Source organism: Allorhizobium sp. NPDC080224 (assembly GCF_050281005.1).
GTDB lineage: Bacteria > Pseudomonadota > Alphaproteobacteria > Rhizobiales > Rhizobiaceae > Allorhizobium.
The window spans coordinates 261,166-277,250 of sequence record NZ_JBNNWJ010000002.1 but is presented as its reverse complement, the minus strand read 5'-3'; the positions used below and the strand labels follow the sequence as shown (position 1 = coordinate 277,250).

Below are 16,085 nucleotides of genomic sequence, written 5' to 3'. Positions count from 1 at the left end.
CACATGGCGACGAAGGAGGGCAAAGGCAAGGCGCTTGATGCATTCATCCCAGAATTCGGCAGAAAGCTGAGTCCGATCAGAGCCTTGCGTGACCGGAACAGGCTGCGAACGAATCAGCGACGAATCGATGACTCCGACAGATTCAGGCTTTGTTCCCGGCCGGGTTCCGGCCCGGTTCTGGCCTAAGATGACAGCAGATCGAATACCGGCTTCGAGAGATGCGACGCAGATGGAACAATTGCGAAGGCCGTTACGTTGCGCCGCCGAGGTGAAACCTGATGACATTGTCCCCGCCGCCCGCCGAATGGATTGGAGAGAACGACCTGCCTCAGGACTTTGTCCTGATCCACGGCATGGTCATGGCCCCGTCCTTCTGGCGCACCTATTCCCCTGATGTCGTGCGGCGGGCACGCAGTGCCGCTTACGCCCTGCCAGGACATCATCCCTGGAAACTATCCGAGCCAGGCCAGGCGATCACGCCCGAAGCCGTCGCTTCCGCCTATGCAGAAGCGATCCGCCGAGACTTCGGCGGCAGGCCGGTGACGCTGATCGGCCATTCGACCGGCGGCTTCGTGTCTCTCCTGATCGCCCGGCATTATCCTGAACTCGTGAAGTCGATCGTTCTGATCGGCGCTTTTGCATGCGGCCGTTTCGAAGGCCAGGAACGGCTGCCGGCCAAACTGCTGCGGGTGCCGCGCGTAGGACCATTCCTGTTTCGTCAGTTCTTCCGGCGCTGGATCTCCACCAGCGAGCAATTTCGCTGGGGATCGATCGAATGCGTCTTCGACAAGGACTGCCCCTGGCAGAACGAACGCGCCGTGGCGGCCATGGAAGATGTGCGGCTGCAACTGCAGCAAGCCCGGCCCGAGGACATCGCCGCCTGCATTCGCTTCATGTCCGCAACCACCCTGGTGAACGACCTGTCCGAGATTCATCGGCCGGTGCTCAACATCGTCGGAGCCGAGGACGCGATCGTCCCTTCGGCGCACCAGTTACGGGTGTCGAAGCTCCTGCCGCAGGTGCAGACCGTACTCCTGCGCAATTGCGGCCATCTGCCGATGGTGGAGCATCAGACAATGACAGCGGGGATCATCAGCGCGTTTGTCGATGGCATGGCGACGATCGAGGAAAAGCGACAGCGCCAGATCACCGTTTCCGCTGGAAAGGCCGCAGCCGATCTGTTCCGCCTGATGGGTCTCGGTCTTCGTCGGACGGAACAATCTGTCTCCGGTCGCGTTCAAACGGCACAACAAACTATCTTTCATCCAGGCTCAGGAGAGGGTCCAAATGAGTACAATTCTCATCGTCATTCTAATTCTGCTTCTTATCGGCGCTCTGCCGAGCTGGGGCTATAGCCGCGGCTGGGGCTACGGTCCGTCCGGGGGTCTGGGCCTCGTACTGCTCATCCTCATCATCCTGATGTTGATGGGTCGAATTTGACCTGAAGTGAAATCCAACTCTACGTGAAAAGGTATAGGACGATGAAAAAGACCCTTCTGGCACTCGCACTGATCGCCCCGCTCGCATCCTGCACAGCCACGGAACGCGGCGCCGGTATCGGCGCAGCTTCTGGCGCCGTCATCGGCGGTGTAGCAACCGGCAATGTCCGCGGCGCGGCGATCGGCGCAGGCGTGGGTGGCGTTGCTGGCGCGCTGATCGGCAACTCGCAGGAACGCTCTGGCTACTGCGTGTATCGCGACCGCAACGGCCGCACCTACGAAGCGCGCTGCCGCTAACAGCTGCCTCATCCCAAAAGAAAGCCGTCGGACGTCACCGTCCGGCGGCTTTTTCGTTGCCGCATTAACCTCTCGACCAAAGCCGGAACGAATCAACGACGAATCGCGGACTCGCCAGTCTTCCTGGTTTGTTCACTGCTACATATGGTGGAATAACAATTGGTTAACCATAGACTTCGGTGGATATTAAGAGTTTCGCGCACCGTTGCAGCGTTCAGCTGTTAACAGGGAGCCCGAGCCTTCCGCACAAGGCGCGATACTGTCCCGGATTGGTCTCGGACATTGCTTCTTCCCTATCCGAGGGCAGATCCTGGTAGCCGATTGGATCAGCGAACTGGTCTGACGTGAAGTCGAAGCGCTGCCCGTCAATGAGGTTGTAGAAGTGGAGCCCCTGCTGAAGGGGGGTCTTCAAAATCTGACCGCCAAACACATCCTGGACGACAAGACTGGTGACGCCACACTGGCCCCTCGCCGGATTGTCCAACGACCAAAGGCTGGAGGTCTCGCGCGACCAAGCTTTTGCGAGGCGTTCGGCAAAATGAGCGAGATCGACAGCCGAATAAACCATGGCACTTCCCAAGAACGAACAAGGCCGGCGCAAGGCCGGCCTTGAAGTCGAAACCTCTCACGGAACTTACACGAAAAACTGACCACCATTGGCGGAGATGGTCGAGCCCGTGATGAAGCCTGCATCATCAGAGGCGAGGAACACGACGCAACGGGCGATTTCTTCGGGCTCGCCAAGACGGCCGACGGGGATCTGTGGAATGATGCGCTCGTTCAACACCTTTTCCGGGATGGCGCGAACCATCTCGGTCCCGATATAGCCCGGGCAGATGGCATTGACCGTGATGCCCTTGGCGGCACCTTCCTGGGCGAGCGCCTTGGTGAAACCGAGATCGCCGGCCTTCGCCGCGGAATAGTTGGCCTGCCCCATCTGGCCCTTCTGGCCGTTGATCGAGGAGATGTTGATGACGCGACCGAAGCTGCGGTCACGCATGCCTGTCCAGACCGGGTGGGTCATGTTGAAGAGACCGGTGAGGTTGGTGTTGATCACCTCGCCCCACTGCTCGGGCGTCATCTTGTGGAACATCGCGTCGCGGGTGATGCCGGCATTGTTGACGAGCACCTCCACGGGTCCGAGTGCCGACTCGACGGCAGCGATGCCATCGACGCAGGCCTGGTAATTGGAGACATCCCATTTGAACACCGGAATGCCGGTCTCGGCTTCGAAGGCCCTGGCCTTTTCTTCATTGCCGGCGAAGTTCGCCGCAACCTTGTAGCCTGCATTCTTCAAGGCGACCGAAATCGCCGCACCGATGCCGCGTGTGCCACCAGTCACCAAAGCTACTCTGCTCATGCTGTCCTCCCCGTTCTTTTTCTATGGGTTCCCATCTGGATCACCGCCGCGTTCCCGTCGCGCCGGCATGACTTGGCCACCCCGGCGGAGAGCCGGGACGGAAATTCGTCAGGTCAAGGGCGAGCGGCCGCCATTCGAAGAGGCCGGATCAGAATGCCTCGAGGCACATGGCGACACCCATGCCGCCGCCGATGCACAGCGTGGCAAGGCCCTTCTTGGCGCCGCGACGCTTCATCTCGAACAGCAGCGTGTTGAGAATGCGGGCACCGGACGCGCCGACCGGATGACCAATGGCGATTGCGCCGCCATTGACGTTGACGATCGAAGTATCCCAGCCGAGATCCTTGTTGACGGCGCAGGCCTGTGCCGCAAAGGCTTCATTGGCTTCGACGAGATCGAGATCCGTGATCTTCCAGCCGGCCTTTTCGAGCGCCTTGCGCGAAGCCGGGATTGGGCCGGTGCCCATGATCTTCGGATCAACACCTGCGGTTGCCCAGGAGACGATACGGGCGAGCGGCGCCACACCACGGCGCGAGGCCTCGGCCTCGGTCATCAGCAGGGCGGCAGCGGCACCGTCGTTGATGCCGGAGGCATTGCCGGCGGTGACCGTGCCTTCCTTGTCGAAGGCAGGCTTCAGCTTCTGCATGCTTTCGATCGTCGCGCCGAGGCGGATGTATTCATCCTGATCGACGGTCACATCACCCTTGCGGCCCGGCACGATGACCGGAACGATCTCATCCTTGAAACGACCGGCGACCTGGGCGGCCTCGGCCTTGTTCTGCGACGCGAGCGCAAAGGCGTCCTGTTCGTCGCGGGTCAACTGCCACTGCCGGGCGACATTCTCGGCGGTCGTACCCATGTGATAGCCGTAGAAGGCATCGGTGAGGCCGTCCTTGATCATGGTGTCGACCATTTTCATGTCGCCCATCTTGGTGCCGTTGCGCAGATGTGCGCAATGCGGCGCCATGGACATGGATTCCTGCCCGCCGGCGATGATGATCTTCGCGTCACCCGTGGCAATCTGCTGCATGCCGATGGCGACCGCGCGCAGGCCCGAACCGCAAAGCTGATTGAGACCCCAGGCCGTCGCCTCCTGCGGAATGCCGGCCTTCATCGCTGCCTGGCGAGCCGGGTTCTGGCCCTGTCCTGCGGTGAGGATCTGCCCGAGAATGACTTCGTCGACTTCCGCGGCATCGACGCCGGCGCGCTCCAGCACGGCCTTGATGGCGATGGCGCCGAGATCATGCGCTGCGACGGATGACAACGCCCCGTTGAAAGATCCGACCGGGGTTCTGGCAGCGCTCGCGATAACGATGGACGGGGTGCTCATGGAGGTCTCCTCGGGTTTTGTGATTGAGGAGAAACTGACAAAGACTGCCGCCGGTGTCAAACAAGATAAGCCCGGCATTCTCGTTCTTTGGTTGCGCTTTCCTGTCTTTCGTCAAATGCCGATCCTGCATCGCACAAAGAGATTGTCACCGGACTGAATTTGCGCTTACACTTGACTTCGGGAAGAGCAAAAACAATCGAAAAACGACGGGTTAGGAGACTGAAATGGCCAAAGCCGATGGCGAAATCGTTATCAAGAAGTACGCCAATCGACGCCTCTACAATACCGGGACCAGCACCTACGTCACCCTTGAGGACTTGGCCAAGATGGTCAAGAAGGGCGAGGATTTCGTGGTGCAGGATGCCAAGTCCGGTGACGACATCACGCATTCCGTCCTGACCCAGATCATCTTCGAGCAGGAATCCAAGACCGGCAACACCCTGCTGCCGATCTCCTTCCTGCGCCAGCTCATCAGCTACTATGGCGACCAGATGCAAATGGTCGTCCCGAGCTTCCTGGAACATTCGATGAAGGCCTTCACCGAACAGCAGACCCAGATGCGCGAGCAGATGACCAAGGCCTTCGGCGACCATCCGCTGTCGAAGAACCTGCAGATGCCGATCCAGTTGATGGAAGAGCAGGTCAAGCGCAACACCGAGATGTTCCAGCAGGCCATGCAGATGTTCTCGCCCTTCCTCGGCGGCCAGCAGCCGGCCAAGGAAACCAAGAAGGCGGAAGCCAAGGATATCGACGAATTGAAGGAGCAGTTGCGCTCCCTGCAGAACAAGCTCGACAACCTCTGATTCAGGACAAGGCCCCGGATGGGGCCTTTTTCGTATCCGGATCAGAGCCCGATCGAAACGTCCCGTCCGGCGGCCCGGTTGGAGATCGTGAAGCCAGCGACGACGTCGATGAAGGCGATGACCATCAGGCTGAAGAACAGCTGCGTTGCTGCATCGCGCACGAGCAGAAATTCGACGAGGAAGCCGATGAAGACCACCATGGAAAACATGTGGTTCATCAGCGATCCGCGGGTGCTCAGCGTTGCTTTCAACACCTCAAAGAACAGGGCAATCAGCGCCGACAGGATGACGAGATCGCCGAGCGTCATTGTCCAGACGGCACCCGACAGCATCGGTACGGTCATGATCACGCTCGAGAAGGCGGCAATCCCACTTCCCAGCATCACGGCGTTGTAGAAGATGAAGGGAACGATCATCAGCGGCACGGCAATCAGCATCCGGAATCCTTCCTTGCACGGCGATCCCGACCGGCTCCGCGGCGGGCGCGGCGCGATTTAACTATGCCTAATGACAAATGAAAAGGCCGGCGCAAGCGCCGGCCCTTCGAAACAGTCAGTCAAAGCGCTGAAATTATGCGCTTTCCTTCGGCGTCAGAACCTGACGGCCGCGATACATACCGGTCTTCAGATCGATATGGTGCGGACGGCGCAGTTCGCCGGAGTTCTTGTCTTCGACATAGGTCGATGCCTTCAGCGCGTCAGCAGAGCGGCGCATACCGCGCTTGGACGGGCTTGTTTTTCTTTTCGGTACAGCCATTTTCGTTACTCCACGTGACGGACAAGACGGGTTTATGCGGCCTCGATGAGGCCGGACAGAACCTGTCTCGATCTCGGAATTTGGCGGGCTTATACATGCCCGAAGGGGGTTTGACCAGACCCCAGGACACTTTTTTCGAATCTAAGCGAGGCCCGTTCAGGCCTCGTCTTCGGGCACGATCCAAGCCTCGGCCAGCGCTGCTACTTCCCAGGCACGCCAGGCCGGATGCGCCCGCATGGCATCCATGTAGGCGATTGTCTCGGCGTCACTGACCAGATCGTAGGCTGCAAAGCGATTGACCACCGGCGCGAACATGGCATCGGCCGCGGAAAAGGCCCCGAACAGGAAGGGTCCGCCCGAACGTTTCCGCATATCGCGCCAGATCGCCTCGATGCGCGCAACATCGGCCGTCACGCCCGCGGGCAGCGGGATCGCCTTCACGGGCCGCCGCAGGTTCATCGGGCAGGCGCCACGCAAGGCCCGAAACCCGGACAGCATTTCCATCGAAATGGAACGCGCAAGCGACCGGCTCTCGCGATCAGCAGGCCAGAGCCCGGCATCGGGATAGAGCTCGGCGACATATTCGATGATCGCGAGCGATTCCCAGACACGGACAGAGCCGTGATGCAGCACCGGGACCTTGCCGGTCGGCGATAGCGCGCGGAATTGAGGATGCGTCGCACCCGGGCCGAACGGGATCAGTTCTTCGCGAAACGGGATGCCGGCGGCGGTCATCGCGATCCAAGGTCGAAACGACCAGGAAGAGTAGTTCTTGTTGGCGATGTAGAGGATCAAGTCGTCCATGGCGCGCTCCGTGTCATCAAGAAGCGATCCTAGACGCGCGGCAGCGGTTCCGGCCAACGAAAGCTTTTGATCTCAGCCATAAAGACAGGTGATGTAATCACCCGAGGCGCGCGCACGGCGTTCGACGACCCCCGCCAGACGCTTCAGACCCGGCCCCGGCTTGCTCGCGACACGGTCGATCGGATTGGGCAGCGACACGGCGAGAAGGGCTGCCTGCTGGCGGCTGAGTTCGGCGGCCGACGTCTTGAAGTGGTACTGCGCGGCTGCTTCGATGCCGTAGATACCTGGGCCCCATTCGGCGATGTTCAGGTAGATCTCCATCGTCCGCTGCTTGGGCCAGACGGCATCCAGCACCAGCGCCAGCGGCAGTTCGAGGCCCTTGCGAATGAAAGAGCGCCCGTTCCAGAGGAAAAGGTTCTTGGCGGTCTGCATGGGGATCGTGCTGGCACCGCGCGTCGCCTCGCCCGCCATTGCGTCGTCGATCACGGACTGCAGCTGGGCCCAGTCCACGCCGCCGTGATTACAGTACTGGCCGTCCTCCGACATCATCACCGCCCGAACGAGATTCGGCGAGATATCCTCGAAGTCCACCCAGCGGCGGTCATAGCCCTGCAAGGTGACGAGATCCGCAAGCATCAGCGTCGAGACAGGCCGGACGAAATCCAGCCGGTAGAGCAAAATCAGGAGGTAAGGCGCGGCGAGGAAGAGGAAGAGCGCGATAAACACGGCCCGGACGATCCGGGGCCGGCGCCGCCGCTTCTCCTCGGGCACAAACTTCTCGTCTTGCTCCAATGCCTCGACTTCCAGTGTCAATGAAGTGGGGTCCGTGATCGATGATGGACCCTCATAGCCGCCCTCTTGGCAAATGACCAGTCTGGCTGAGCGCATCCGCCTCTTTCCCCGGCTCAATTTCCCGTTGCCTGACCAGGGGTAGCGTGCCAAATAGCCGTGATGACCAAGAGCGCCGATGCCTTTGAAAAAAGCCTGAATACCCACGCCACGCTCGTCGAGGCGAGGCTCGACATCCTTCTGGACGCAACGCCGCGTCCGGCGGAAGTCGTCCGCCCCCGGCGCCTGATCGAGGCCATGCATTACGGCGCCCTGAATGGCGGCAAGCGCCTTCGGCCCTATCTGGTGATGCAATCCGCACGCCTCTTCGGCGGAAGCGAAGAGGCTGCCCTGCAGGTCGGCTGCGCGCTTGAATGCCTGCACAGCTATTCGCTCGTTCATGACGACCTGCCCGCCATGGACGACGACGACCTGCGCCGCGGCAAGCCGACGGTTCACAAGCAGTATGACGAAGCAACCGCGATCCTCGCCGGCGACGGCCTCTTGACCTATGCCTTCGACATCATCGCCTCACCGGAAACACCCCTGCCCGACGCAGCCAAGGTGGCCCTCGTGCTCGAACTGTCCCGCGCAGCCGGGGTTGGCGGCATGGCAGGCGGTCAGATGCTCGATCTCGCTGCCGAGACGGATCAGCCCGACGAAGCAGGCATCGTGATGCTGCAGGCCATGAAGACGGGCGCGCTTCTGCGCTTCGCCTGCGAAGCCGGCGCGATCATTGCAGGCCGGGCGGCGGAAGACCGCGATCGCCTGCGCCGCTTCGGCGAAATCATCGGCCGCGCCTTTCAGCTGGCCGACGATCTGCTCGACATCACCTCGGATGCCGCAACCCTCGGCAAGGCGACCGGCAAGGACGCGGCCAAGGGCAAGGCGACGCTGGTTGGCCTCAAAGGCACCGACTGGGCCCGCGCCGAGCTCGACCGGCTGGTCACCGAAGCAAACGCCCTTCTTGAGCCCTACGGCGAACAGGCCGAACCGCTCAAGGAAGCCGCCCATTTCATCGCCTACAGGAAGAAATAGCATGAGCCGTTTCTGGTCGTCCGCCATCCATGCGCTGGAACCCTATGTCGCTGGCGAACAGCCGAAGATCCCGGGCCTTGTGAAGCTCAACACCAATGAGAGCCCCTACGGGCCCTCGCAGAAGGTGCTGGAAGCGATCGCGGCCACGTCCGGGGAGCGTCTGCGCCTTTATCCTGATCCGGCGTCCACGGGCCTGCGCGAGGCCATCGCGAAGCGCTTCGATCTGGCCATGGACGAGGTGTTCGTCGGCAACGGCTCGGACGAAGTGCTTGCCTTCACCTTCGCGGGTCTCTTGAAGCACGACGCGCCGCTGCTTTATCCCGACATCACCTACAGCTTCTACAAGACCTATGCCCGACTCTTCGAGGTCAAGGTCGAGGAGATCCCGCTGGACGAGGACCTGCGCGTGCGCATCGGTGATTACGACCGCCCTTGCGGTGCAATCATTCTGGCCAATCCAAACGCCCCGACCGGCATCGCTCTCCCGCTCCCGGAGATCGAAAAGCTGGTCGCCTCACACCCGGATCAGGTCGTGGTGATCGACGAGGCCTATGTCGATTTCGGCGCAGAGACGGCAGCTTCGCTGATCCCGCGCTACGAGAACCTGCTCGTTGTCCAGACCTTCTCGAAATCCCGCTCGCTGGCGGGCCTGCGCGTCGGTTTCGCGCTCGGCCAGCGGCCGCTGATCGAGGCACTGGAGCGGATGAAGGACAGCTTCAACTCCTATCCCGTCGATATGCTGGCCCAAGCCGCTGCAACGGCGGCGATCGAGGACGAAGACTGGTTTGACGAGGCCTGTGGCAAGATAATTGCCAACCGCGAGATGGTGACCAAAGCGCTCGAAGCTCGTGGCTTCGAGGTCCTGCCGTCGTCGACCAACTTCGTCTTCGCACGCCATTCGGCGCATCAGGGTGCGGATCTTCAGAGGGGACTGCGCGAGCGAGCGGTGCTCGTCCGGCACTTCAACAAATCGCGCATTTCGGACTTCCTCCGCGTGACCATCGGCACGACAGAGGAATGCCATCAGTTTCTCGAGGCGATCGATCAAATCATCTGACGTGTCGTCCGCGTCGGAAAGCGGTACGCTCCTGCAACTTTAGTGAGAGCCGGAGCGAGCCCGTGATTGAAATCCTGCAACATTGGCCCCAGGTCGTGGCAGCCTACCTCGTCTACCTCGTGGCGGTCTTGAGCCCTGGCCCGGCCACCATGGCAATCGCCTCCGCCTCGCTTGGCCAGGGGCGTCGCCATGGCCTGACGATTGCGTCCGGTATCTTTTGCGGTTCTATGACCTGGGCCATTGCGGCTTCGCTCGGCCTGGCCGCGATCCTGTCGCAATATGCCCAGGCGCTGATCCTGATGAGGATCCTCGGCGGGCTCTACCTACTCTATCTCGCCTGGCGCGCTTTCCGCTCCGCCGCGAGCAGCATTGACCCGCTTTCCCTGACCAAGGCCGCCTCGAGCCTGAAACGCACTTTCCTGATGGGCTATGCCATCCACCTGACGAACCCGAAGGCGATCTTTGCCTGGCTCGCCATCATCTCGCTCGGCCTTCCGGCCGGTGCAACACCAACGGCCGTCGCGATCATCGTCTGCGGTTGCCTTGCGACCGGCTTCGCCGTCTTCATGGGCTATGCGCTGTTGTTCTCGACCCCCGGTTCACTGCGCATCTACCGCGCAGCGCGCCGTTACATCGATGGGACGCTGGCGGTCCTGTTTGCCACTGCCGGCGTCAAGATGCTGACCTTCCGCTGAAACTAAAAAGGCGCCGCACGAATGGCGGCGCCTTGCATGTGGTCGATCGCCGATCAGCCCTGTGTGAGCGGCGAGATCTGGATTTCGACGCGGCGGTTCTGCGCACGGCCGTCCGGAGTGGCGTTCGAGGCAACCGGCTGGTTCGGGCCGAAGCCGACGGCAGAGACGCGCCGCGGGTCGACACCCTGACCGTTGAGGTAACCTGCAACCGACATGGCGCGACGTTCGGACAGACCCTGGTTGTAAGCCTGGCTGCCGGTCGAATCGGTGTGACCGTTGATGTCGATCAGGGTCCGGTCGAACTTGCGCAGCACGATCGCAACCGAGTTCAGCGTCGGGTAGAACTGCGGCATAACCGCATCCTGATCGGTGTTGAAGGTGATGTTCGACGGCATGTTGAGGATGATGCGATCGCCGACACGGGTGACCGAAATGCCGGTCCCCTGCAGCTGCGCACGCAGTTCAGACTCCTGCTGGTCCATGTAATTGCCGATCGCGCCGCCTGCCAGCGCGCCGACACCGGCACCGATGAGCGCGGCATTCCGACGTCCGACCGGCGAACCGCCGACAGCTAGGCCTCCAAGCGCACCGACGGCTGCACCGATCGCGGCGCCACCCGCCGTATTCGATACCTTCTGCTCGCCCGTATAGGGGTCGGTCGTGGTGCAGGCGCTGAGATAGGTCGCGCAAAGCGCGATGATGGAGATCTTCTTGATCATGCTCGGTGTCCCTCCAGGATTCGGCTGATAATCCGTCAACCGTGAAATTGCGGCAACAAAAAGTTGGCCAGCAAGCTCACTCGGCCGCCGATTTCTGGCCATAGCGCTTCTCGATATAGTCGGCCACCAGGGCCTCGAAATCGGCTGCGATGTTCGGACCACGCAAGGTCATCGCCTTCTGGCCATCAATGAACACGGGAGCCGCCGGGTTTTCACCGGTCCCCGGAAGCGAGATGCCGATATCGGCATGCTTGCTTTCGCCGGGGCCGTTGACGATACAGCCCATGACCGCAACGTTCAGGCCTTCGACACCCGGATACTTGTCGCGCCAGACCGGCATGTTCTTGCGCAGGTCATCCTGGATCTTCTGGGCGAGTTCCTGGAAGACGGTCGAGGTCGTGCGACCACAGCCGGGACATGCCGCGACAACAGGCACGAACTGGCGGAAGCCCATGACCTGCAGCAGTTCCTGAGCTACCTGGACTTCACGCGTCCGGTCGCCATTCGGTTCCGGGGTGAGCGACACGCGGACCGTATCGCCGATCCCGTGCTGCAACACATAGCCCATGGCCGCCGACGAAGCGACGATGCCCTTAGAGCCCATGCCGGCCTCGGTGAGCCCGAGATGCAGTGCATGGTTCGAGCGATCCGCCAGCATCGAATAGACAGCGATCAGGTCCTGCACCTGGCTGACCTTGGCCGAGAGAATGATGCGGTTGCGCGGCAGGCCAATCTCCTCGGCAAGCTCTGCGGACAGCAATGCCGACTGGACGATCGCTTCACGCGTGACCTGGCGCGCCGAAAGCGGTGAACCATTGGCCGCGTTCTCGTCCATCAGCCGGGTCAGGAGCTCCTGGTCGAGCGAGCCCCAATTGACCCCGATGCGGACAGGCTTGTCGTAGCGGATCGCCATTTCGACGATCTCGGCGAACTGCTTGTCCTTCTTGTCCTTGAAGCCGACATTCCCGGGATTGATACGGTACTTGGCGAGCGCCTCGGCACAGGCCGGGTGATCGGCGAGCAGCTTGTGGCCGATATAATGGAAATCGCCGATCAGCGGCACGTCCATGCCGAGCCGGAGCAGGCGCTCGCGGATCTTGGGAACGGCAGCGGCACTCTCGTCACGGTCCACGGTGATGCGGACGACCTCGGAGCCTGCCTTGTAGAGGGCAGCAACCTGGGCAACGGTCGCGTCGATGTCTGCGGTGTCGGTATTGGTCATCGACTGAACGACGACGGGAGCTCCACCGCCGATGATGACGCCACCCACTTCAACCGCGACCGACGAACGGCGCGGTTTGGGGTCAAAGGCATCGGCGGGCTGGATCAGGGGTGCGGTCATGGCTGGTTCTCTGCAAGCCTCAATCGCCATGGAGGTGGATCAAAGCCGATCGCTTGTCAACCGCAACACGCCGATGCGCGATCACATGCGCGTCTGCAGCCGCCCGAGAGCGTCCACATACGAGGTCCGGGTCAATGGCCGCTCGCCCGGTCTGCATGGCGCGCAAGCCGGGATAGCCCAAGCACAACGATCAGCAGAGCTGGAATCGCTGTGTAGACACTCGACAGTGACGTGTGCTCGGCTACAAACCCGATCAGAGACGGCGCAAAGAGAATGCCGGAATAGCCCATGGTGGTGACGACGGACAGACCGACGCCTGGAGCAAGCCCCGGAATATTGCCGCCCGCCGAAAAGGCGATCGGCACCATGTTCGAAATGCCGATTCCGGTGATGGCAAAGCCGATCAGCGCGAAGGTCACGCTGGAAGACTGGCCCGCCATGACAAGTCCGATGATCGCAGTCACGCCACAGACGCGCAGTGTGTTGACCGCGCCGAAACGGTCACGGATGAAGTCGCCGGCGAAACGGCAGACAGCCATGGTGAAGGAGAAGGCAGCGAAGGCAAAACCCGACATTTCCGTCGAGGCATTGAGTTCGTTGCGCAGGTAGAGCGCGCTCCAGTCAAGCACCGTGCCCTCAGGAATCATGCAGAACAGCGCGATCGTGCCGATCAGCCAGGGCAGCGGCGTCATCGGCAGCTTGGCCTTGGCCGGTTCGTCGGTTGGATGTGGCGCGTCCGAGAGGATCATCGGGCGAGCGACCAGGAACAGAACGATGCAGACCGCTGCCAGAAGCAGCACGTGACCAGTGACACCGAGCGAGGCAATCAGGAAACCACCGGTCGCCGCACCGCAAAGGCCACCCAGGCTCCAGAAGGCGTGACAGGAGGACATGATCGAGCGGCGCATGCTGCGCTCGACCGCAACGGCATTGGCATTCATCGCCACATCCATCGCTCCGGTCAGGCCGCCGAACAGGAATATGGCGATGGCTCCGGTCCAGAGATTGTCGACCAGCGTTACCAGAACGATTGTGGGGATGAACAGGATTGTCGTGATCTCGACCACGCGACGCGAGCCGTAGCGTGCAATCTGCATGCCGGCGATTGGCATCAGTACCAGCGACCCCACGCCGAAGACGAAGATCATCACGCCCAGCATCAGCTCCGACAATCCGAGCGCCTCTGAGAAGAACGGAATTTTCGGCGCCCAGGCTCCGATGACGAGGCCATTCAGGAAGAAGAGCAGCGCAACCGCCACCCGCTCCCTGGTGACGATCGGTGCCGGTGCGGCGGTGGAAGTGATGGTGTGGGCGATGTCATTCATGTCCTGCTCCCATAGTCGGGCGCACTGTAATTAAATCGATTTAAACGACAACATGCCCCGCACGTCCCAACTGTAAATTTTTGTTTCGCACGACAACAATGTCGGAGATCCGGACGGGGATTGACAGAACCCGGCCAACGCCTGACACAGATAGCCATTGCGGACCTCCCCCTGTGCCGCCCGACCCGAAAGACGCTTCCGTGAAAACCGCAGTTGGTGCTGGTATTCTCCTCTCCAGCCTCGCTTATCTCTGCTTTGCCATGCATGACGCCATGATCAAGCTGCTGGTGGAGACAACCACCGTCTGGCAGATCCTGTTTTGCCGCAGCATTGCGATCCTGCTTGGCTGTTACATCCTCGGTGGCCGCTCACTCGCCCGGGAGACGGTGACGTCGCCGGCGCTTCGCCCGATGATGCTGCGCAGTCTTTTCCTGCTCGCCGCCTGGCTCTGTTACTTTAACGCGGCCAAGCATCTGCCCCTCGCAGATCTGACGACACTCTATTTCGCCGCACCGATCGCAGCGATCCTGCTCGCCATCCCGATCCTGGGCGAACGCGTCCCCATCAGCAGCTGGATTGCCGTCATGACCGGCTTCGTCGGCGTGGTCATCGCCAGCAATCCGACAGGCCTTGCGACCGGCTGGCCCGTCTACCTCGCCCTCATCGCGGCCATCTGCTGGGCGATCGCCACGACGCTGCTCAGAACCACCAGCAAGAGCGCCAGCAGCATGGTTCAGATGACGATGACGAATGTCTTCTTCCTGGCCCTGACGACACCCATGGCCATCCTCTCCTGGACCACGCCAAGCGGTCCGACGCAGATAATGCTGCTGGCCGTCGGCTTCATCGGCGGTCTTGGCCAGATGAGCTTTTTCGAGGCGCTGCGCCGCGCCCCGATCTCGGTGATTGCGCCCCTGGAGTATACGGCACTCGTCTGGGCCTTCGCGCTCGGCTACACGATCTGGGGAGACATCCCGGGACCGAATGTCTGGGCCGGCGCCGTCCTGATCGCCGGCGCAGGCCTCATCATTCTCTTTGCCCAGCGGCGCAACATGCCCGCTCAGGACCTCGAGAGATAGCGCTCGGCAAGTTCCACCCAGAGGGTGGTCCCGACAGGTAGGATATCGTCGTTGAAGTCATAGCGCGGGTGGTGCAGCGGCGGATCGTTGGGTGTCCGCTGCGTTCCGAGGAAGAAATAGCTGCCCGGGCGCTTGGCGAGCATGTAGGCGAAATCCTCGCTCCCCATCATCGGGCGCGGCAGGTCATAGACCTTGTCCTGTCCAGCAAAGCTCACCGCGAGATCACGGACGAAATCGGTTTCGGCCTTGTGGTTGATGGTCGGGTCGTATCCCCGTTCATAGTCGATGGTCACGCCCATGCCGTAACTCGCCGCCTGACCTTCGGCCACCGCGCGAATGCGCTGCTCAAGCTGGTCGCGGACCTTGGGATCGAAGGAGCGGATCGACAGCACCATCTCTGCCCGCTCCGGAATGACATTGCTCGCCGCACCCGCATGGAACCCGCCGACGGTGATGACGGTCGGATCGAGCGGGTGGATGTTGCGCGACACGATCGTCTGCAGCGCCATCACGATGGACGCGCCACACACAATGGGATCGGCCGTCGATTGCGGTTCGGCCCCGTGACCACCACGGCCGTTGACGGTGATCTTGCACTCGTCGACGGCAGCCATGATCGGCCCTTCCCGGAGCGCGATATGGCCGAACGGGATCTCCGGATCGTTATGCAGCGCGAAAACCGCATCGCAGGGGAAGCGATCGAAAAGGCCGTCCTCGATCATGATCCGCGCGCCGCCGAAATTTTCCTCCGCAGGCTGGAAGATCAGGTGAATGACGCCGTCGAAATTCCGCCGTTCGGCGAGGATCTTCGCCGCACCAAGCAGCATCGCGGTATGACCATCATGGCCACAGGCATGCATCACGCCCGGGATCTCGCTGGCATAGGGAAGACCGGTCTCTTCGAGGATCGGCAGAGCGTCGAAGTCAGCGCGGATGCCGATGCTCCGTTCGCTCGACCCGTTTCGGAGGGTGGCAACGATACCGGTCTTGGCAAGTCCACGCGTCACCTCATAGCCGAGCGCGGTCAGTTGTTCGGCGACATAATCTGACGTCTTGAACTCCGACAGGCCGATCTCCGGAAACCGATGCAGATGATGTCGCGTCGCGAGCACTTCAGCCATCACATTGGGCGCATGGATCGTCATGGAAATTGCCTTTCGGTCGTCTGGGCATGAGCAATGAAGCGCGGACTGTGGCACTTGCCGGTCCGTTG

19 protein-coding genes are annotated in these 16,085 nt (G+C 61.5%); 8 read left to right on the top strand and 11 right to left on the bottom strand.

Annotated features, from left to right (window positions below; all coding sequences use genetic code 11):
- Positions 1 to 278: 278 nt before the first annotated feature.
- From ACQKP1_RS19610 to ACQKP1_RS19600, 3 genes are read left to right on the top strand one after another with little or no spacing between them, the layout of a single operon-like run.
- Entirely contained in the window at positions 279 to 1,355 is a 1,077-nt protein-coding gene (locus ACQKP1_RS19610; protein WP_427276659.1) for an alpha/beta fold hydrolase, read from the top strand.
- A complete protein-coding gene (locus tag ACQKP1_RS19605) occupies positions 1,288 to 1,440 on the top strand; it encodes a DUF3309 family protein (protein WP_082511155.1) in 153 nt (50 codons plus the stop codon). The genes ACQKP1_RS19610 and ACQKP1_RS19605 overlap by 68 nt, the downstream gene beginning before the upstream one ends.
- Positions 1,441 to 1,481: 41 nt before the next feature.
- The gene (locus ACQKP1_RS19600) at positions 1,482 to 1,736 is read left to right on the top strand and encodes a glycine zipper domain-containing protein (protein WP_006724409.1); all 255 of its coding nucleotides are present in this window, start codon (positions 1,482 to 1,484) and stop codon (positions 1,734 to 1,736) included.
- 214 nt (positions 1,737 to 1,950) lie between these two features.
- Here ACQKP1_RS19600 and ACQKP1_RS19595 read toward each other — a convergent pair whose 3' ends face one another.
- The 3 genes from ACQKP1_RS19595 to ACQKP1_RS19585 form a co-directional block, all read right to left on the bottom strand.
- Positions 1,951 to 2,304: a YunG family protein gene (locus ACQKP1_RS19595; protein ID WP_246754030.1), complete on the bottom strand. Its 354-nt coding sequence runs from the start codon at positions 2,302 to 2,304 to the stop codon at positions 1,951 to 1,953.
- Positions 2,305 to 2,370: 66 nt separating this feature from the next.
- Positions 2,371 to 3,096: a beta-ketoacyl-ACP reductase gene (locus tag ACQKP1_RS19590; RefSeq protein WP_203018524.1), complete on the bottom strand. Its 726-nt coding sequence runs from the start codon at positions 3,094 to 3,096 to the stop codon at positions 2,371 to 2,373.
- A gap of 148 nt (positions 3,097 to 3,244) precedes the next feature.
- Positions 3,245 to 4,426, bottom strand: coding sequence for an acetyl-CoA C-acetyltransferase (locus ACQKP1_RS19585; RefSeq protein ID WP_427276658.1), 1,182 nt, complete (start codon positions 4,424 to 4,426; stop codon positions 3,245 to 3,247).
- Positions 4,427 to 4,650: 224 nt separating this feature from the next.
- On the opposite strand from ACQKP1_RS19585, the gene phaR reads away from it, so the two are divergent.
- The gene (phaR, locus tag ACQKP1_RS19580) at positions 4,651 to 5,229 is read left to right on the top strand and encodes a polyhydroxyalkanoate synthesis repressor PhaR (protein ID WP_006724404.1); all 579 of its coding nucleotides are present in this window, start codon (positions 4,651 to 4,653) and stop codon (positions 5,227 to 5,229) included.
- Positions 5,230 to 5,270: 41 nt separating this feature from the next.
- On the opposite strand, the gene ACQKP1_RS19575 is transcribed toward phaR, so the two are convergent.
- The 4 genes from ACQKP1_RS19575 to mtgA form a co-directional block, all read right to left on the bottom strand.
- Positions 5,271 to 5,666: a hypothetical protein gene (locus ACQKP1_RS19575; protein ID WP_203018526.1), complete on the bottom strand. Its 396-nt coding sequence runs from the start codon at positions 5,664 to 5,666 to the stop codon at positions 5,271 to 5,273.
- Between the two features lie 133 nt (positions 5,667 to 5,799).
- Positions 5,800 to 5,985 (bottom strand): 50S ribosomal protein L32, encoded by a 186-nt coding sequence (gene rpmF, locus ACQKP1_RS19570; protein WP_006724402.1) that lies wholly within the window; start codon positions 5,983 to 5,985, stop codon positions 5,800 to 5,802.
- A gap of 156 nt (positions 5,986 to 6,141) precedes the next feature.
- Positions 6,142 to 6,789: a glutathione S-transferase family protein gene (locus ACQKP1_RS19565; RefSeq protein ID WP_427276657.1), complete on the bottom strand. Its 648-nt coding sequence runs from the start codon at positions 6,787 to 6,789 to the stop codon at positions 6,142 to 6,144.
- 72 nt (positions 6,790 to 6,861) lie between these two features.
- Complete coding sequence (mtgA, locus tag ACQKP1_RS19560) at positions 6,862 to 7,602, bottom strand: monofunctional biosynthetic peptidoglycan transglycosylase (protein WP_427276656.1); 741 nt, start codon at positions 7,600 to 7,602, stop codon at positions 6,862 to 6,864.
- A 138-nt stretch (positions 7,603 to 7,740) separates the two neighbouring features.
- On the opposite strand from mtgA, the gene ACQKP1_RS19555 reads away from it, so the two are divergent.
- The 3 genes from ACQKP1_RS19555 to ACQKP1_RS19545 all read left to right on the top strand — a co-directional run bounded on the left by ACQKP1_RS19555 (position 7,741) and on the right by ACQKP1_RS19545 (position 10,407).
- On the top strand, positions 7,741 to 8,655 hold the full coding sequence (locus ACQKP1_RS19555) for a polyprenyl synthetase family protein (RefSeq protein ID WP_427276655.1): 915 nt from the start codon (positions 7,741 to 7,743) through the stop codon (positions 8,653 to 8,655).
- 1 nt (position 8,656) lies between these two features.
- Complete coding sequence (gene hisC / locus ACQKP1_RS19550; RefSeq protein WP_427276654.1) at positions 8,657 to 9,712, top strand: histidinol-phosphate transaminase; 1,056 nt, start codon at positions 8,657 to 8,659, stop codon at positions 9,710 to 9,712.
- 62 nt (positions 9,713 to 9,774) lie between these two features.
- Positions 9,775 to 10,407 (top strand): LysE family translocator, encoded by a 633-nt coding sequence (locus ACQKP1_RS19545; protein WP_427276653.1) that lies wholly within the window; start codon positions 9,775 to 9,777, stop codon positions 10,405 to 10,407.
- Positions 10,408 to 10,460: 53 nt separating this feature from the next.
- On the opposite strand, the gene ACQKP1_RS19540 is transcribed toward ACQKP1_RS19545, so the two are convergent.
- From ACQKP1_RS19540 to ACQKP1_RS19530, 3 genes are all read right to left on the bottom strand, one after another.
- Positions 10,461 to 11,126 (bottom strand): OmpA family protein, encoded by a 666-nt coding sequence (locus ACQKP1_RS19540; RefSeq protein ID WP_427276652.1) that lies wholly within the window; start codon positions 11,124 to 11,126, stop codon positions 10,461 to 10,463.
- A 76-nt stretch (positions 11,127 to 11,202) separates the two neighbouring features.
- Positions 11,203 to 12,468 carry a flavodoxin-dependent (E)-4-hydroxy-3-methylbut-2-enyl-diphosphate synthase gene (gene ispG, locus ACQKP1_RS19535; protein ID WP_427276651.1) on the bottom strand — a complete coding sequence of 422 codons (1,266 nt, stop codon included), beginning with the start codon at positions 12,466 to 12,468 and terminating at the stop codon, positions 11,203 to 11,205.
- Between the two features lie 131 nt (positions 12,469 to 12,599).
- On the bottom strand, positions 12,600 to 13,793 hold the full coding sequence (locus ACQKP1_RS19530; protein WP_427276650.1) for an MFS transporter: 1,194 nt from the start codon (positions 13,791 to 13,793) through the stop codon (positions 12,600 to 12,602).
- 200 nt (positions 13,794 to 13,993) lie between these two features.
- On the opposite strand from ACQKP1_RS19530, the gene ACQKP1_RS19525 reads away from it, so the two are divergent.
- Positions 13,994 to 14,872, top strand: a complete 879-nt coding sequence (locus ACQKP1_RS19525) for a DMT family transporter (protein ID WP_427276649.1) — start codon at positions 13,994 to 13,996, stop codon at positions 14,870 to 14,872.
- Here the strand turns inward: ACQKP1_RS19525 and ACQKP1_RS19520 are convergent.
- Positions 14,854 to 16,017 carry a M20 aminoacylase family protein gene (locus ACQKP1_RS19520; RefSeq protein WP_203018534.1) on the bottom strand — a complete coding sequence of 388 codons (1,164 nt, stop codon included), beginning with the start codon at positions 16,015 to 16,017 and terminating at the stop codon, positions 14,854 to 14,856. The two genes, ACQKP1_RS19525 and ACQKP1_RS19520, sit on opposite strands and share 19 nt — an antisense overlap.
- Positions 16,018 to 16,085: the final 68 nt, after the last annotated feature.